The organism is bacterium (assembly GCA_021372535.1).
GTDB lineage: Bacteria > Latescibacterota > Latescibacteria > Latescibacterales > Latescibacteraceae > JAFGMP01.
This window is the reverse complement of the sequence record JAJFUH010000107.1, coordinates 30,372-48,275: the sequence shown is the minus strand read 5'-3', so window position 1 is coordinate 48,275 and position 17,904 is coordinate 30,372. Positions and strand designations below refer to the sequence as shown.

The 17,904-nt window shown below is 49.8% G+C and carries 13 protein-coding genes; 7 read left to right on the top strand and 6 right to left on the bottom strand.

Going from position 1 to position 17,904, the window contains the following annotated elements; genetic code table 11:
- Positions 1-75: 75 nt before the first annotated feature.
- The 3 genes from LLG96_09880 to LLG96_09870 form a co-directional block, all read right to left on the bottom strand.
- Positions 76-2,535, bottom strand: a complete 2,460-nt coding sequence (locus LLG96_09880) for a PAS domain S-box protein (GenBank protein ID MCE5250513.1) — start codon at positions 2,533-2,535, stop codon at positions 76-78.
- A gap of 415 nt (positions 2,536-2,950) precedes the next feature.
- Positions 2,951-4,249 (bottom strand): Gfo/Idh/MocA family oxidoreductase, encoded by a 1,299-nt coding sequence (locus LLG96_09875; GenBank protein MCE5250512.1) that lies wholly within the window; start codon positions 4,247-4,249, stop codon positions 2,951-2,953.
- A 330-nt stretch (positions 4,250-4,579) separates the two neighbouring features.
- On the bottom strand, positions 4,580-5,902 hold the full coding sequence (locus LLG96_09870; GenBank protein ID MCE5250511.1) for a Gfo/Idh/MocA family oxidoreductase: 1,323 nt from the start codon (positions 5,900-5,902) through the stop codon (positions 4,580-4,582).
- A 260-nt stretch (positions 5,903-6,162) separates the two neighbouring features.
- Between LLG96_09870 and LLG96_09865 the strand changes: the two genes are divergently transcribed.
- The 7 genes from LLG96_09865 to LLG96_09835 all read left to right on the top strand — a co-directional run bounded on the left by LLG96_09865 (position 6,163) and on the right by LLG96_09835 (position 15,455).
- Positions 6,163-6,984 (top strand): cupin domain-containing protein, encoded by an 822-nt coding sequence (locus LLG96_09865; GenBank protein MCE5250510.1) that lies wholly within the window; start codon positions 6,163-6,165, stop codon positions 6,982-6,984.
- Positions 6,985-7,094: 110 nt separating this feature from the next.
- Positions 7,095-7,817: an RraA family protein gene (locus LLG96_09860; protein ID MCE5250509.1), complete on the top strand. Its 723-nt coding sequence runs from the start codon at positions 7,095-7,097 to the stop codon at positions 7,815-7,817.
- A gap of 16 nt (positions 7,818-7,833) precedes the next feature.
- On the top strand, positions 7,834-9,942 hold the full coding sequence (locus LLG96_09855) for a hypothetical protein (GenBank protein ID MCE5250508.1): 2,109 nt from the start codon (positions 7,834-7,836) through the stop codon (positions 9,940-9,942).
- A 100-nt stretch (positions 9,943-10,042) separates the two neighbouring features.
- Positions 10,043-11,410 (top strand): MFS transporter, encoded by a 1,368-nt coding sequence (locus LLG96_09850; protein ID MCE5250507.1) that lies wholly within the window; start codon positions 10,043-10,045, stop codon positions 11,408-11,410.
- Positions 11,411-11,512: 102 nt separating this feature from the next.
- Positions 11,513-13,033, top strand: coding sequence for a sialate O-acetylesterase (locus tag LLG96_09845; GenBank protein MCE5250506.1), 1,521 nt, complete (start codon positions 11,513-11,515; stop codon positions 13,031-13,033).
- Between the two features lie 69 nt (positions 13,034-13,102).
- A complete protein-coding gene (locus tag LLG96_09840; GenBank protein ID MCE5250505.1) occupies positions 13,103-13,720 on the top strand; it encodes a GNAT family N-acetyltransferase in 618 nt (205 codons plus the stop codon).
- A gap of 265 nt (positions 13,721-13,985) precedes the next feature.
- Entirely contained in the window at positions 13,986-15,455 is a 1,470-nt protein-coding gene (locus LLG96_09835; GenBank protein MCE5250504.1) for an SH3 domain-containing protein, read from the top strand.
- A 337-nt stretch (positions 15,456-15,792) separates the two neighbouring features.
- Here LLG96_09835 and LLG96_09830 read toward each other — a convergent pair whose 3' ends face one another.
- The 3 genes from LLG96_09830 to LLG96_09820 are packed head-to-tail and all read right to left on the bottom strand — an operon-like array spanning position 15,793 to position 17,904.
- On the bottom strand, positions 15,793-16,515 hold the full coding sequence (locus LLG96_09830) for a HAMP domain-containing histidine kinase (GenBank protein ID MCE5250503.1): 723 nt from the start codon (positions 16,513-16,515) through the stop codon (positions 15,793-15,795).
- 34 nt (positions 16,516-16,549) lie between these two features.
- Positions 16,550-17,515, bottom strand: coding sequence for a hypothetical protein (locus LLG96_09825; GenBank protein MCE5250502.1), 966 nt, complete (start codon positions 17,513-17,515; stop codon positions 16,550-16,552).
- 35 nt (positions 17,516-17,550) lie between these two features.
- Positions 17,551-17,904, bottom strand: a complete 354-nt coding sequence (locus LLG96_09820) for a hypothetical protein (GenBank protein MCE5250501.1) — start codon at positions 17,902-17,904, stop codon at positions 17,551-17,553.

Here is a 17,904-nt window from a genome sequence, read left to right as displayed (position 1 = left end):
AGACGTTCAGCCGGTCTATTTACATGCTTTATCGGGTTTCAGCCATACTATTTTTACAAGAGACTATCGGGGGAATTATATAAGGAATGATTTCCGGGCGGGGACTTCACGGATAAATGAAAGGTATCCCAGGAGCGAGTCTCCGTTGATATACAGCATATTTGCGGTCAGAAGACAGGAGATGACAGAGCCGTCTTTTTTACGGAAATTTACCGGAAAATCCTTCACATATCCGTTCATTTTCAGCATATGCAATAACTTTTTAGAGTCATCGGGATTGACATATGTTTTTTTCAGATCGATGTTCATTATCTCCTGTCGGGTATAGCCGAAAAGGTCAAGACATGACTGGCTTATATCCAATATTTTGCCTTCATGGGTGGTTACCGTAAAAGGATTTAACGGTATATCAAATATACTGGAATCCAGATATCCGCTTTTCCTTATTTTCTTTTCAATTTTTTTTCGTTCGGTGATATCAATCATAAGACCTCGTAATCCTATGATTGTCCCTTTATTATTTTTCAATATTCTGGCTGAAGCACGGATATACCTGGGTTTTCCGGATTTATCGAGAATTCTGAATTCTTCAGTGTCATGCTGGCCGAGAAGATTTTTCCGGAAAAACCTGCATGCCTTCTGGAGGTCTTCCTTCAGGAAAAAACGGGTATAATGCTGGCCGATTACCTCGGAAGGCAAATATCCAAAGACCGGCTCAACAAGCATGTTTATATAGGTTAATATCCCGGTTGTATCGATGACAAAAATAACATCATTAATGCTCTCGATCAGCTCTCGATAGTGAGCTTCTGATGTCCGGAGCGCTTCTTCCGCCTTTTTTTGTTCTGTTATATCCGCTGAAATGAAGAGTATTGCCGGTTCACCGGAGTCAGCGATAGTAAACGGAATTTTTGTCGTTTGAAGGATATGAACTGCGCCATCGGGAAAGGTAATCGATTGAATGGGATAGTATTTCGGTTTGCCACTCCGAATGGTTTCCTGGTCGGTTTTGAACATTTCTTCTCCACCATTATTATCAGGGGACAAATTATAATAATGAGAACCTGTCACCTGTTCGACGCTTTTTCCGAACACTTGCGAGAAAGCCTTGTTTGCAAGGACAATTTTACCTTTTGTGTCCCGCGCGAATATATAGTGGGGAACAAGATCGATAACCTGACGCAGACGTTCTTCACTTTTACGGAGGGCATCCTCCGCCAGTTTTCGTTTCTCTTCGGCAACAATTGCCGAAGCGATGACTCCCATCAACCATTCGTCATCATTCGTGGGCTTATAATCTTTTTTATATAAAACGCAGAGAGCCCCTATCTGGCCATTCCCGATTTTCAGAATCCTGGCAATATAAGTTTTAAACCCGAACTTCTTCAGCTCAGGGTCATCGAAATGATATTCCGATTCCGGTACATCCCGGATGACAAAGAGACCGCGTTCAGAATTCATGATAGCGTCATGGAGCACGTGACCAAGCGGTTTTTTGATATTTTCCAGCTCGGGAGGAGTATGCCATGAGTTCCATGCACACAGATTCCGATCGTAAATGCGATGATAAAAAGCGCATTCGGCACCTAGCAGCCTCCCGCATGTCTCCACGAGCTGATTTATATTATCAAGAGGATCGGTCCCGAATTTCAGAAAGCAGTCGTTGAGAACGGAAAGACGATCGAGGAGCCGTTTCCTTTCGGTGATATCACGAATTATGGTCTGGTATATTTTCCCGTCTCCATTGGCCGCAGAGCGTAAAGTCGTCGAAACAAGACAGTCCAGCACCATGCCGTCTTTTCGCAGGAGTTTGATTTCATAATCACGGACTTTCCCATTTCTGTCAATTTCATCAAGATATTTCTGACGGTCTTTGTCGCGGAGATATAAACAGCCCAGATTCATCTCTCTGACATCTTCCCGTGTATATCCAAAAAGATCGAGCCATGCCTGATTAACATCGCGTACGGTTGTTCCCTGTGTTGTAATACCGATCGGATCAAGAGACGTTTCAAATAAAATCCGGTATTGTTCCTCGCTCTCACGGAGTACTTCTTCGGCTTCCGAGAGCTTCGAAATATCCATGATGCCCCTGACACGGACGGGATTACCGTTATTATCGCGCTCCGTAACTACACCATCAGGGAGAAACCATTTCAATCCTTCGTTCTCTGAATTCAGGCTGTACGGAGAATAATATTGAGGGGATTCAATACCGCGTGATGTATCAGGATTTCTGTTTTTTTTATGGAATTCCTGAGGGCGGGCAATGATTTCCCGTAATCCGGAAATCCCTTCGCCTTCGGGGATGCCATTACAGGCAGAATCAAGCGTGATTCCGGCATGAATATCTTTATGGTCACCCGGATGTGTTCGAACGCCATCCTGGGAGTCACCGGAAAGCTTCCTGCCTTCCGGAAGCGGTTGACCGGTGCTTTCAGTGTGGATTTTTCCGGTTTCGAGTTCTATAATTCTGCGCCGCAGATATTCAATTTCCTCTGAGAGCTGCTGTTTTGTTTTACCATTTTTTTTCATGGCAGCTGTATTAAAGATTTCTTGTTAAGAGATGGTAAACCGTACTTTTTTATATAGAAAATAATATGACATCCCCCGCCAAAAAGCCAGAAAAATATTTATTTAAGTTATTGGTGTATATATGTTTATTCTATAAGTTAAAAATGTATCAGTTCATTGACAATAGCATGATTAACATTGTCCAAAAGATTTCTTGAACTATAAACAGTGCTATTTGTTCTATCATTTTATCAGGTAAATTTACCTGAAAAAAACCTGTGCTTATATAAGCAAGGAGATTCAGCGCACATAAAAAAACCCGGGCTTACCGGTTCGTACAAATAAACCAAAACCGATGACCCGGGTTTTCTGTGATTACCGGACGCGCCTGCTGTTTGAAAACTCAATTGCGTCAATAGAACAAAACAGTTCCGTTTCAGCCTGTTACGACCTTTTCGTTTTTCGCGTCCCAGAGCATGGTTTTATTCTGACGGTACGATTCCTCACCCATCTTGATCGCTACCATTGTGGAGCAGCCGAGATCGACATTGCAGAACAATTTAGTATCCTTACGGATGGCATCGATCAGATTGCCTTCCATGTCGGTCGGGGAACCGCTCGTAATGGATTCGGAATGGAGCGAAACCTCATCGTATCCCTCGTTTTTATCCCTGAACTCCTTTTTGAAATCACCGTTGGCGCTCATATCGGCGTTCCCGGTCATTTCGATGGTGCCGTACTGCCCGTAAATACGGGTCGGCATCTGCGTATCATTATTGAGCACGCTTCCCAGAAGAACGGTGAATTCGCTCGGGTAGTCGACAGTCATCAGGAATACATCGGGGATATCACGGCCGTCCTTCAAAAGGTAGAGACCGCCGCCGCCATTGACCCGTGTGGGAAACTCGCCGTTTTCGCCGACAATCGCGAGGAGAAGCGGTGCAAGGAAATGATAGAGCAGATCGGTCGCCACTCCGCCGTTATACTGGAAGTACTTGCGGAACCGGAAGAAATGTTCGGGATTCCAGGGGATTTTCGGTGCAAGCCCCCACTGCCAGCCGAGCCACATATCCCAGTCGATGTAGTCATCGCCGGGCATTTTGGGGCCTGCGGTTTCATCGATCTTGAACCAAACATTGAAGGCGCAGCCGCGGACGTTACGGTTATAGCTTCCCTGTGCCCAGGTCACTTTACCCACCCTGTTATCCTTGATCGCTTTCTGGGCGTTCCAGTACTGATCCTCCGAAGTGCGCTGGGGACCGACCTGGAATTTCTTGTTATACCGTCTGACCGCGTTACGGACTTCGATAGCCTGCTCCGCTGTCAGTGTCATCGGTTTTTCGCAATAGACATGCTTGCCCGCTTCGAGCGCTTCGATCGATATCTTCGAATGCCAGTGATCGGGTGTGGCGATGAGCACCGCATCGATGTCCTTACGTTCGAGAAGTTTGCGATAGTCGAGATATGCATCGCCGTTGCACACAGCCTTTGCCTTGTTGAGCCTGCGCTGGTAGACATCGCATACCGCAAGCACCTTGGTGTTCCTCTCCTCGCCGTGGTCGACGAGGCTCCGCAGATGACCGGAACCCATGCCGCCCACACCGATAACGCCGAATGTGACACGGTCGTTCGCCCCGAGCACCGTGGACGGTGTCATACCTCCGAGGGACAACGCACCGGTTACGGCGGCCCCGGTTTTGATGAATGTACGGCGCGAGGGTTTTTTCGATTCCATGGAAAGCTCCTTTCGTTAATCGAAAATAACATGTATGTCGCTGAGAATATCAATAGGCTTGGATTTCAGACATTGGTATTCTGATCACTTGAGCCGACGATCATAGTGCATAGTTGAGGACTTTTAAAGATAGGGAAATACGAATGGAAAAGTCAAGTGCGGACTCATTCTCAGAACAATATCCTGAGAGGCTTTACGGGTACCATTCTGTTCATAACACCGTCGAGAGAAGGGCTTCGTGTTTCATCACATATAATAAATAAAGCCCTTCCCCGGATACAACGATTGATTTATTGAAACTGTAGATTGTGTAATGTCAATAATTTTCACCTACGACACCACTACCTTCTCGTTCTTCGCGTCCCACACCATGGTTTTGCTCTGACGGTAGGATTCGACGCCCATCTTGATGGCCACCATGGTGGCGCAGCCGAGATCGACATTGCAGAAGAGCTTTCCGCCCTGACGGATGACATCGATGAAGTTCTTCTCCATCGCCTCGTGGTTGCCGCCGGTGTTCTCGGCGTGGAGCTCCACCTTGTCGTAGCCGTTGTTCATGTCCCTGAATTCCTTGACGAAATCCCCGTTGCCGGTCATGACATCGTTACCCTGCGCCGCGATGGGAACTTCCATGGTGCCGTACCGCCCGTAGATTTTGGTCGGGAGCGAGGTGTCATTGGTGAGCACGCTTTCGAGGTATACGGTGAACTCGCTCGGGTAATCCACCGCCATCATGAATACATCGGGTATATCCCTGCCGTCCTTTTCGATGTAAAGGCCGCCGTTCGCGTTGACACGGCGGGGATATTCGCCGTTTTCGCCCGCGATGGCGAGAAGCAGCGGCGCGAGAACATGGTAGAGAAGGTCGGTCGCCACACCGCCGTTATACTGGAAATATTTGCGGAAACGGAAGAAGTGCTCCGGATTCCAGGGAATTCTCGGAGCAAGCCCCCACTGCCAGCCAAGCCACATATCCCAGTCGACGAAATCCTCGCCTTCCATTTTGGGCCCCGCGGTCTCGTCGATCTTGAACCAGGTGTTGAATCCGCAGCCGCGGATGTTTCGGTTGAAACTGCCGTGCGCCCAGGTAACCTTACCGAGGCGGTTTTCACGTATCGCCTTCTGCGCGCTCCAGAACTGGTCCTGGGAGGTATATTGCGGTCCCACCTGGAGTACCTTGTTGTATTTTTTCACCGCGTTGCGGACCTCGATGGCCTGTTCGGCTGTCAGGGTCATGGGTTTTTCCACATAGACATGCTTTCCCGCATCCATAGCGTCTATCGCTATCTTCGAATGCCAGTGGTCGGGTGTCGCGATGAGAACGGCGTCGATGTCCTTCCGCTCGAGCACTTTGCGGTAATCGAGATATCCTTCCGCCTTGTAACCCTTGTCCTCGCAGATTTTCTGCGCCATAACGAGCCTCCGGCGATACACATCGCACACCGCGGGTACCTCGATGTTCCAGTCGGCGCTGTTCTTCGTCAGGTTGGTCAGATGGCCTCTTCCCATGCCGCCGTTTCCGATAACGCCGAACCGGACACGGTCGTTGGCGCCGAGCGCTGTCGAGGGGATAAAGCTTCCGAACGCTGCGGCTGCGGTCACAACCGATGCGGATTTTAAAAACGACCGGCGGGATTGTTGACTGAAATTCATGGTGATACTCCTTTCATTGACCCGTAATAAATTATGAAATATCAAAATATTAAGAATACATCTACTATATACGTACTCTAACAATTACCCTTTCATGGGTAATTCTGAAAATATACGCCTGTAACCACTTTGTCAAGAATATGGAATACAACTTGCCATGTAACTCATTTTTTGGCTATTATAGACAACAATGCATTTCCTCTTGTACACGAGTTCATCTCTTTTTGCCACATGTTTGATCAACAATCGGGGAGGTTCTTATGAAGTCCTTATCGTTAGCATGTGTCCTGTTCCTGTTCGCCGCTTTTACTTCGCTTGCCGCCCCACCCGAACGTGACCTGTCCCGCTGGATAAAAAGCTGGGAGACATCACCTACCACCTCATCGCACGGAAACATCGTGGAACGCGCAATTCTCACTCCGGGAGACCCCCTGAATCCTCCCGCCCAGGGTGCTGTGCTGAAATATCTCTCACGGTTGTCGCGCGGGGAGCTGAACGGCATGGTTTCAACGAAGCCGGTCAAGCATGACGGTGAAAACGAGATGATTTACATCATGTCCGGAAAAGGACGGATCGAAGGGGGAGGGAAAAAGTTACCCCTGAGACAGGGTGATGCGATTCTCATTCCACCATCGCTTGAACACGTCATCACCAACGAGACCGAGGAGCCGCTCCTCATGGTGATTGCAGCCGAACCGGTTCCGAAGAATTTCAAGGCCCGCACCGACATCCTCGTCCGCAACCTGCTTGAAGGAAACGCTTCTCCCGGCGCGCACTGGAACCATGTCGGTTACGGCAGTATCGGCCGGAGCGACGGGCTCTATCAGGAAGAGGGTTTCGCGCTGGTCGGAGTGGACGGTATGAATATTGCCGAACCGCATCCGCACGTTGAGGGTACTGAGGAAATCTGGTTCCTGGTTTCCGGCGACGCGTACCTGCAGCTCGGTATACGGCTCTTTCATCAGCCGGCGGGAACGGCGTTCATGACCCCGCCGGACGGGCAGACTCCTCATGCAACCATCAATACATCGGACCGGCTTGCGTTGTTCCTGTTTCTGGCGCGCTGGCATGAACCGCAATAAGCCTGTCGTATATATGAGGATTTTTCTATCGATGTCATGTAAATGTACCGCCATGATGTGAATACGGCATCGAAACTCAATTTCATATATGCCTTCCGGAGGGAATAATCATGACACAGTACCGACACCTCGATATTGACCCCTTGGAGCGAGTGAGACGCTACAAGCGGTTTTATGGCGGACTCGTATTCGATGCGCTCTGGGCGCTCGGAATCCGCGAGACCATGCTTTCGCCCGCGATTCATCCGCTTCGCACCGACATGGTGCTTGCCGGTCATGCGCTCACGGTGAAGATGCATTCCCATGCCGAGGACGAAGAGGTTATCCGCGAGCGTGGAAACCGTGGCTGGGGCGGCGGGCCGAGGCAGCGGCTGGTCATGGAGGCGGTCACTCCCGGCTGTGTCATCTGCATCGACACCGGCCCCAATTCCCTCTGCGCCCAGTGGGGAGAGATGAGCTGTCACCTCGCACAGAACAAGGGCGCGACCGGGATTGTTCTGGCGGGAAACGCCCGCGATACCCGCATCATCCTCCAGATGAACGACTTTCCAATATTCACCATGGGAACTACCGCAAACGCCCGTACGGGCTGGATTGTCAACGAAATAAACGAAATCATTTACATGCCCGGCCATCTCAAGCATTCGGTGAAGGTATATCCGGGTGATTTCCTTTTCGGCGATACGGACGGTGTACAGGTGATACCGAAGGAAGTGACGGACGAGGTCATGCTCCGCTGCGAGGAGATACTCGACAAGGAAATAGCACAGCGCAAGGAGATAGAGAGCGGAATGTCGGTGGACGATATGTACCGGAAATACGGGAATCTGTGATACGGGAGGTAGTGAGATGAATCGCCGTGCTCATGCTTTAAAAACGATGATTATTGTATTTCTCGTGCTTCAAGTCACTTTTAACGTTATACCGGTATATTCACAGGCACCAAATACCGATACCCGTGACAAAACGCTCCGGGATGCAGACCATTTCGAGATACGGATGGCGGATGTGAAGAACCGCGCCGAGTGGGAAAAGCGGAGAGCGGAAATCCGCGACCTGCTTCTCCTGCGGGCGGGCCTCTGGCCGGAACCCGAGCGGACACCGCTGAATGCGCGCATCTTCGATGAGAAGAAGGGCGACGGCTTCACGGTTGCTAAGGTGTATTTCGAGAGTCTGCCGGGGTTTTTTGCCACGGGGAACCTGTACCGTCCCGCAAAAGGGAAACCGCCCTATCCGGCAGTTGTCTGCCCCCACGGGCACTGGCAGTATGGGCGGCTCCAGAACTCGGAAGCCGGCTCCATACCGGGTCGGTGTATCGACTTCGCCCGTATGGGATTCGTGGTGTTCAGCATCGACATGGTAGGATACAACGATTCGTTCCAGCTTCCCCATGACCCGTTCAAGAGCCGCGCACAGCTCAAGGCTGACGAGCCCCTGCCGTATGAATCCCGCGAAATGCGGCCCGATTTCAGTTTCTCCGGGGCGGACCTGTACGGATTCAACCTCGGCGGAGTTCAGCTCTGGAACGGCATCCGCGCAGTGGATTTCCTTTGCAGTCTCCCCGATGTCGATCCTTCGAGAATCGGAGTGACCGGCGCATCGGGCGGAGCGACGCAGACTCTGTTTCTCATGATTGCCGATGACCGTGTCAAGGTCGCGGCGCCGGTGAACATCATCGGAGCGAAAAAACATCCGGGATGCCTGTGCGAGAATATACCGGGCCTGTGGCTCGATACTTCGACCGTGGAGATGGCAGCGGCTTTTGCGCCACGTCCGCTGCTCCTCATGTCGGCGACCGAGGACCCCTGGACAAACAGCACCCCGACCCGTGAATACCCGATGATACAGAAGTACTACGCGTTTTACGGGGCCAATGACAAGATCAAAAACGTTCACATCAGCGCGGGCCATAATTACAACGCCGAGACGCGGGCTGCCGTATATGACTGGTTCTGTATGCACCTCAAGAGCCAGTTCCCCGCCATAAAGAATCCGGCTCCGGTCTCGCCCGAGCTGAAGGCGCTTGGCGACCTGCGGGTGTTCCCTGACAGAGTTCTGCCAGAAAACGCCGTGTCGGGATGGGATGTCATCAAAAACTGGAAAACATCTTCGGAACAGACGTTCTCCGCGCTTCTCCCGCACTCCGCCGACCAGTACAATGAATTTCGCATCACATTTCACCGAAAACTCGGCGATGTCCTTGCAGCCGTTGTTCCCGATCCCGATGACCTCACCGCACAAAAGGGTGATGTAAAAACTATCGGAGCATATACCAGCCAGACACACTTCCTCGGCAGAAAAGGAAAAGGCGACTGCTTCGAGTGTGAAATCATATCCGCGAAAACGACCGCATCGGGAACCATCCTCGTTATCTGCCCCGATTCATGGGGAGATTTCATCTCGCTCGACACCGGCACGATACAGCCGTGGATCGCGAATATCCTGTCGAAAGGATATCGCATCGCCCGTGTCAGGGGGTATGCATCGGGACAGCTTGCGATTCCGCTGAAGACATGGGATACGTTCATGTGGCCTTCCGCCTACAACCGTGACAACGGCCTCAACGGCATTCAGGACATCATCACTGCCATGCAGTACTGCAAGGACACTTGGAAAAAAGACCGGCTGACTGTGCTCGGATTCGGATCGTGCGGTATACCGGCCATGTTCGCATGCGCGACGCACGGCGGTACCGACAAGATTCTGGCCGACATGAACGGGAGCGATCCGGCATATGACGGCGAGCTGGCCAGGCTCATGCCGTACGGCGCAATCAAGCGTGTCGGGGATTTTCGGACTGCGACGCTTCTGCTCGTGAACAAGCCGCTCATCCTGTTCAATCCGGGACCGACATTCGACAGTGCATGGTACCGGGCACAGGCCGGAGGAATCGGCTGCGACCGCAATCTTTTGTTCCGTTCGTCTGTTAATCCAGATAATGTTGTTGATTTATTGTAATGTTTTTGTACATTCTGCTTGATGAACATAGTTTCCTGTTCTTTACTGTTGCCTGTATAGAGTACCGGTTCAATAACCACCATCAACGAAGAGGGGAACGATGAACGAACACAAGCGGGTCAGTCCCGAGATCAACTTCGCAAAGGCGAATATCTACAATTTCCTCAACGGATTCGGCGGACCGGTATGGGGAGCCTTTGCCGCCTATTATGGTCCCTTGATGGCGCTGCTCGGATTTCTTCAGGCTTCGTCGTTTTATAACGGTGTGGTGAATGCTCTGTTCTGGCTGGGATTCATCCTCACCCAGGTTCCCGCCGCGTATTTTTCAGAGCGCCTGCGTATTAAAAAGTGGGCGATGGGGATTATTTTTATCTGTTCCGGTTTATTTCTGCTTGTTTACTGCATGGTGCTCATGTTCACCGGCGGTGGAAACTTCACACTCATGCTTGTCCTTTTTATTATATGTTATGCCGGGACGACCATCACATGGGGAGCATCGGCACCGCTCGTTTTCACTTTTCTTTTCAAGATTATCCCCCAGAACAAACTGGGAAGCTGGCTTGGTATCTATTTCATGCTCGCTTCTATCGGCGGTCTCCTCGGCGGTGGTGTTGTCAAGCGAATCCTCGAATACGGATATCCTGTGGCGTTCGAAATTCTCTTCGCCTGTGCGTTCGGTTTTTCAATCGCCATGGCGGTAGCGGTCTGGCTTGTCGATGAGCCGGAGGGCGAACTTGCTCCCCGCATGGAAAATTTCGGGGTGTACATAAAGCATATCATCACCATCATCCGTGAAGATAAAAATCTCGTCCGGTTCTTTATCGGCATGTGGATAGCCGTCGGACACTACATAGCCCTTACCTTCTATTCGACTTACATGACAACCGGCGAATTCGGTATCGACAAGGCACAGACAGGTCTGTTTGTCACCATGAATTTCCTCGGCTGGATACTGGCGAGCCTCGGGCCGATTTTCGTGATTCTATATCCGCTGGGCCTGCTCATGAAGCTTTTCGGCTCGGAGCTCAAGGTCGCTCCCAATATTTTCAGCGCCGGCTGGATTGCCGACCGTTTCGGGCCCAAGCACACGCTCATTGTCTTCCAGGTCGTGGCGTTTATCGGAGTGCTGCTCGCCCTTATCGCCCATAACATCTATGCGTTTTATGCCGTATGGGTTTTTGCCGGATTCGCCCAGATATGCAACAACATCGGGTACTCGAACATGACGCTCCTGAGTTGCACCATACAGGATAAATCGTCCTACATCGGGCTTGTGAATTTTGCGGTATTCCCGTTCGCCGTGGTTGTTCCCATGATCGTGGGGGCTCTCATCGGGCGCAACATCATGTCCTTTACATTGGCGTTCAAGCTGTCAATGGTACTCATGGTCATCACGGCGCTGTACTTCCTGATATTTGTCGATAATCCGATCGAATACAAGAAGATGAAGGAAAGCCAGGCATCATGAAAATGAGGCAAGCGAGTATTGAACGGAACGGATATGTAAAACCGAGTATACCTAAAAAAGAAGGGAAACCTGCTGTCAATGTATAGAAAATCATTATGTATAATGATTGTTCTTCTCTACTGTAATTCCGGGCCTGTTTGGGGCGATGTCCGGCTTCCGGCGCTCATAGACCACCACATGGTGCTCCAGCGCGGCGCGAACATACCGATATGGGGATGGGCCGAACCCGGCGAGCGTGTTAAGGTGAGCTTCCACGGGAAAAGCTCTTTCGCTGTCACCGGGAGCGACGGGCGCTGGAGAGTCGGGCTCGAACCGATGAATGCGGGCGGCCCGTTTGAAATGACCATATCGGGCGCTAATACTATCGTGCTCTACAATATCCTTATCGGTGATGTGTGGGTATGTTCCGGTCAGTCGAACATGGAATGGCCGGTGAAATACTGCACCGATGCGGAAAAAGAAATTACCGCGGGAACCCACCCGAAGCTCCGTCTTTTCGAGGTCAAAAAGACAGGCAGAGGCAGCCCGCAGGAGGACCTCGAGGGACACTGGCAGGAATGCACTCCCCACACGGTCGGCGACATAACCGGTGTCGGGTACTTCTTCTGCCGTGAGCTCACGGAGCGGCTCGATGTGCCGATAGGGCTCATCCAGAGCGCATGGGGCGGGACGGCGATCAGGCAGTGGACGAGCCTCGATGCTTTGGAGTCTGATCCGGAAGTCAGCTCCATCCTTGAACCGTTCCGGCTGGTGCTCGACCAGAAACCGCGGGCGATGGAGGACTATTATGACGGCCTCGGAGGATGGTTTGAATACTGTTTCGTCCAGATGCACCTCAAATGGTCGTACAATCCCATACCGCAGCCGCCGGAGGAATGGAAAAACATGGGAGGAACGCCATCATGGCTCTACAACGGCATGATTGCGCCGCTTTCATGGTATCCCATCAAAGGCTGGACATGGTATCAGGGAGAATCGGACTGCGGAAATGCCTTCCTCTACCGCAGGCAGCTCACACTTCTGATCGAGGACTGGAGAAAGCGCTGGGGGCGCGGCGATATTCCCTTCCTTGTCGTGCAGCTCGCCAACTGGAATAAACGTGAGGAGAAGCCGGGTGACAGCACTGCGGCGGAGCTCCGTGAGGCGCAATCCATGGCCATGAGCCTCCCGAATACCGGTATGGCGGTCACCATCGATCTGGGCGAGGAGGATGTCCATTACCGTAACAAGCAGGAGGCGGGCAGACGGCTCGCCCTGTCTGCGCTCAAGGCAGCCTATGACTACAACAATGTCGCTTACTCCGGCCCGGTTTACCGGTCGATGAGCAGCGAGAACGGCGAAATCCGTCTCCGATTCGACTTTACTGCCGGAGGACTCGTCACAAAAGACGGCGCACCGCCCAAGGGATTCTCCATTGCGGGCACCGATCGTGTATTCGTCTGGGCTGAAGCCCGTATCGAGGGCGAAGAGGTTGTCGTGCGGAGTGATGCCGTCCCCGAGCCGGTCGCGGTCAGGTATGCCTGGGGCTGGAATCCCGAGGTCAACCTGTACAACAGGGATAATCTTCCCATTGCACCCTTCAGGACGGATGACTGGCCGGGAATCACTGTGGGGAAAAAGTAAAGACTCTGTGATGCGGCTGTACGCCCGATATCGGTCATCGCCGTAAACGGAACAAAGAAGGACCGCGCCATGACTGATGGTGACAGCCGGGTGATCCGCCTCGAACATGCGCAGAAAATACAGGCGCTCGACATAATCGTCCGGGCACTATGGGATGACCCGCTCAGCCGGTATATATACCCCGACGAAAACGAACGGGCGCGGAAGATCATACACTTTTTCGATATAGGCTTTCAGTACAGCCTTGCCTTCGGAGAGGTGTATACGACGACGGAAACCGATGGTGTGGCTGTCTGGCTCGTTCCCGAGCACCCGGATATGAAACTGTGGGGTATGGTGAGAACCGGCGTGTTCCTGAAAGTCATGCGTATGGGCAGGAAAGCGTTCGGCCGGTTCAACGAATTCATGAAGTACGCGGTCAGGAAACATGCGGAGTCGGTGACGGGTGACCACTGGTACCTCATCGAGCTTGCGGTGGAACCGGCGTGTCAGGGCAGAGGAATCGGCGGACGGCTGATCGAGCCTGTGCTGGAACGCGCCGATGCGGCCGGCCAGCCATGCTATCTCGAAACCCTGACCGAGCGATCCGTCCGTTTTTACGAAAAGCATGGCTTCACCGTATCAGAAAAGGTGTTCATACCCGATGGTGTGCCGCCCTTCTGGGCAATGATCCGTGAGCCTCGGTAACATATAGAGTGCAGTTCTTATACCGGGTTCATATGCGGCCGGATATACATGGCGCTTCCGTAATTGCATATGGTATACGGAATATGACTCTGAAACAAGTTCAGGGTGACGGTCATGCCGAACTCGTTTTGGCATCTTTTTCCGGAAAGAAGCACAATGAAATACGATACAAAATATTATTGTGATTGAGTATTCAGCTATTTTATAAACGATTGAAATCTGTGTAAATCTCATGTAATAGCATTACATCTCCGGGAGGTGCATCATGAAATATCCTGTTTCGATTGTCTTGTTTTTTGCCGCTCTGTTTTTCCTGTTTTCCACGGGAGTTTTATCCGAAAAAATCGATCCCGTGACACACGATGTCCTTCCCGAGCCGGACGATGTCCTCTATATCAGGGCGCCTGAACCCCTGCCATGGATTCCTGCCGAACTGCTCGATCCCGGCTTCTGGATTGCGCGGATGAAAAATCCCGACGAAATCATTCTCACCCCGGTCGCTATCAGCCGGATGAACGAAGCCTACAGGCGGTGGATCAGCGCCCCCGATCCATTGAAGGATGTCCCCGAGGAACGGAAACCGTTTCTCGTTCAGTGGTGGCCCGGCTGGGCAATGAGGGTACCCGACCTCAAAACCATGCCTGCCGCGGCTGCGGCCGATACGGTCAGGGACAGGATAAAAGCCGAGATAGCCTACCTCCATAAACAGGACTACGGCAACGCGCTCGCGATTACCTACTCCGTGAAGGAAATCGACGCCTTTGAAAACGAGATGGCGCTCGACCGAGTGGGTAAGACAGTGACTGTCCGTGACGGCATCGCTGTCCGTCCCGCGCGCCTGCGTAATGTTCCCTCGTTTTTCCCCCAGCAGCTCGGGTTGACGCAGTCGAGAAAAACCCGCTGGGATTTGTGGAACATCGGCGTGATGAAAATCGGGATTCCCGTACAGGTGCTCCATTTCTCACGGTCAGGGGAGTACATGTTCGTGCTGTGCGAGGTCGGGTACGGATGGGTCAGGTGCGAGGATGTGGCGTTCGGCACAGCGAAAGAGATCGGAGATTTCGTCAACGCTCCGGATTTTCTCGTGGCAACCAACGACCGCGTGCAGTTCTATACCGATGAGAGCTGCACCTGCGCCTCGGGGTGGTTCGGGCTGGGGACACGGCTCCCTCTCGCATCGAAAGCGAACCCCCGTCAGATTAAAGTGCCCGTCCGGAGGATGAACGGGCAGTTCGCCACCGAAACGGCTTGGGTTGCCCGGAACGACGACGTCCACGCGGGATATCTCCCCTACACGCGCCGTAACATCGTCCTCACGGCATTCAAGCTCCTCGGCACCCCCTATGACTGGAGCGGCGCCTGGTTCGGCCGTCAGCACGAGACGATCTACCGCGATATCTTCGCGTGTTTCGGATTCGATCTGCCCTATCACGGCTCGCTGTTCACCTTTTTCAATAGTAACGTCACCACGGTGCTCCATCCCTCCATGGGAAAGGATGTGTATTACAAAAATGTCATGGAAAGGGAACCGTTCGTCACTATCCAGAGCTGCGGGGGACACTGCCAGCTCTACATCGGCGAGTACGAGGGCAGACCCATCGTGTTTGACCAGCACGGGTATGGATATCCCGATGAAAAGGACGTGTGGTGGGAGGTCCGGCGCTGCAACATCGGCGACCTGCGCCTGCCGCGGTATTTCCTGGACAAGGATGTAACGTTCCTCGAACTGAAGTAAGAGGGGGGAAAAAGTAGTGCGCATCATTTATTAGCAGAAGAATATAATAATTTCCGACGTTAACCGTGGAAACTCACTTCGCGCATAATACCTTGATAAAAATATTTTATCGGGCGCTTCTCCTCTCTCTTTGGTCAAGAGTTACTATGTCATATAGAGGGAATCGAGGGGTGAGTCAGGGTAAAGAAAAGGGATAAAATTATAACGCCTGTTAAGTCCTATATACAAGATTTTTTGTTCTTTATTATTACAGCATAACAAGATACTACTATTCATAAATAAGTTTTCGAAAAGAAATTTTGATTTATAGCGTAAACATCCTTGAAAAGCGTTACCCTTAAATAATTGCCGGTAAATATACATCAAACGACGTACCTTCACCAACTTTCGAGTCTACGCTGATATAGCCATTATGTTTTTGAATAATGAAATTAACTATCGACAGCCCCAATCCTTTACCATTTTTCTTTGTGGTATAGTACGGATCAAAGATTTTTGGCAGAATATCTTCAGATATACCATACCCATTATCTTTAACGGTAACTTTCACAAAGTTACCGTTAAGCGGTATATCGTTATTATTATCAACAATAGTATTTTTAGCTTTAATCTTAATAACTCCGCTTTTCGGCATCGCCTGGATTGAATTGAGAATTAAATTTGTAAAAACCTGATTAATTTGTCCTTCATTGGCATTAATGAACCATAAGTTTTTGGGTAATGAAAACTCACAATATATTTTGGTGCTCATAACACAAAATTTTGCAGTATATCTGATTATTTCAGAAACAGATAATTTCACTTTTTTGTTCGAGTTATCATCATATAAAACCGACAATTGACGTATAAGACCTTTTGATCGTTCACATACTTGCTGAGCATTGTTCAGTATTTCAATAGCTTTATCACTCCTGTTTATCTCCATTTTTGCCAGGGTAAGATTACCCTGCAGCATTGTTAAAACATTATTCAGGTCATGGACAATACCTTGTGACAGAATATTATTTGAATTTATCTTATTAATAAGATAATTTTTCTCATCAATTTTTTTTTCAATCATCAGATTACACATAATATTACCCATATTTAAGAATTTATTTACTTTCAATCTTTTCACCAAGACGGTAATCGTATACCCAGAGACCGGCCGGGAATTGTATTTCAAAAAGAGAGGCGGGCAAATCAATATTGATATCAAAATCATTCTGAATCGTGATTTTTTCTTTTACATAGAGAATCCATTTGCCGGCAGGACCACGATAGAACAATTCTTTCGCAACAGACTCCGGGAACCAGATGCCTCCCTTGAACTCTTTGAAATTATTGTTGACAACAGTTAATTCATCACCGGAAAGATATTCGATACGTTTGGGGTGATTCATGATACCGGGAGCAAGCCAGACTGTAATTGTTTCTGTTGTGTTTGGGACATAGCCACGAACAACTTTACAAGGGATACTGTCAATGGTTTCTTCTGGCATCAGTTTTATATTTTCAACATTCTTGTCACCTATTGATCCCCTGAGGAAAGTACCTACCGATGTACCCATTATTTTCATACCGTTGTATCTTGGGTCAAACCTGTTAAGTCGTGATACATATTCGGTTCTTACAGAACCTCTGGGAACTATAAGCCCATTCTCATCTAATCCGTCAAGACGGAGAAGGTCAAGTTTCTCGCCATTATATGCCCACTGCCAGTCCTGAGGGTACCATTTTCCGTTGGGCAGACGATTATATGAGCTTTCATTGCATCGCACTTTTGAACCGCTGAAAGAAAATGTAATGTTTAATTTTTCGTAATTGCGAATAATTGTTTTAGTATCCGTATCTGCCGAAGCAATATGCTCCTGGTCAAGTTCAAGGGCTCTTGAGCTCATTGAATCCACACGGGTATATTCATATACAAGATTCCCGTTTCCACTCGTAATCATCATATCGCCAATATCAGCTCCATCGATTATTGCCTTCAATTCCAAAGACTCTTGAGCGAAAACAGGATTAAAACCGCATAACAAAAATATTAAAGGTAAAAATACTCGTCTTATATATATTGTCATAGAATATAACCTCCTGTAATTTATTAATATAATTATTAACATCCATTATCCATTGTATAGTAACCTGGGCAGCTGCATAGAATTGACCAACAATCATTTACGCAGCTTCCAATGATTCCGCTACATTTATCGGCATCATAATGTGTGCATCCTGATGGACATGAATGTGAATTATTGCTGCATGTACCACCACTGCAACCTCCAATAGTCATGGACATATCTTCCATGGAGATCACTTGTATATTCTCTGTATTCAAAGTGTTTTCAATATATGAAAACTCTTTTTGATAGTTTGCATTTCCCTTCGACAAATAAACAATGTTATTTTCGGATAATAATGTCATGAAAAGAAAAATTAAAGGCAAAAGTATTAGTTTTGATACCCTCAT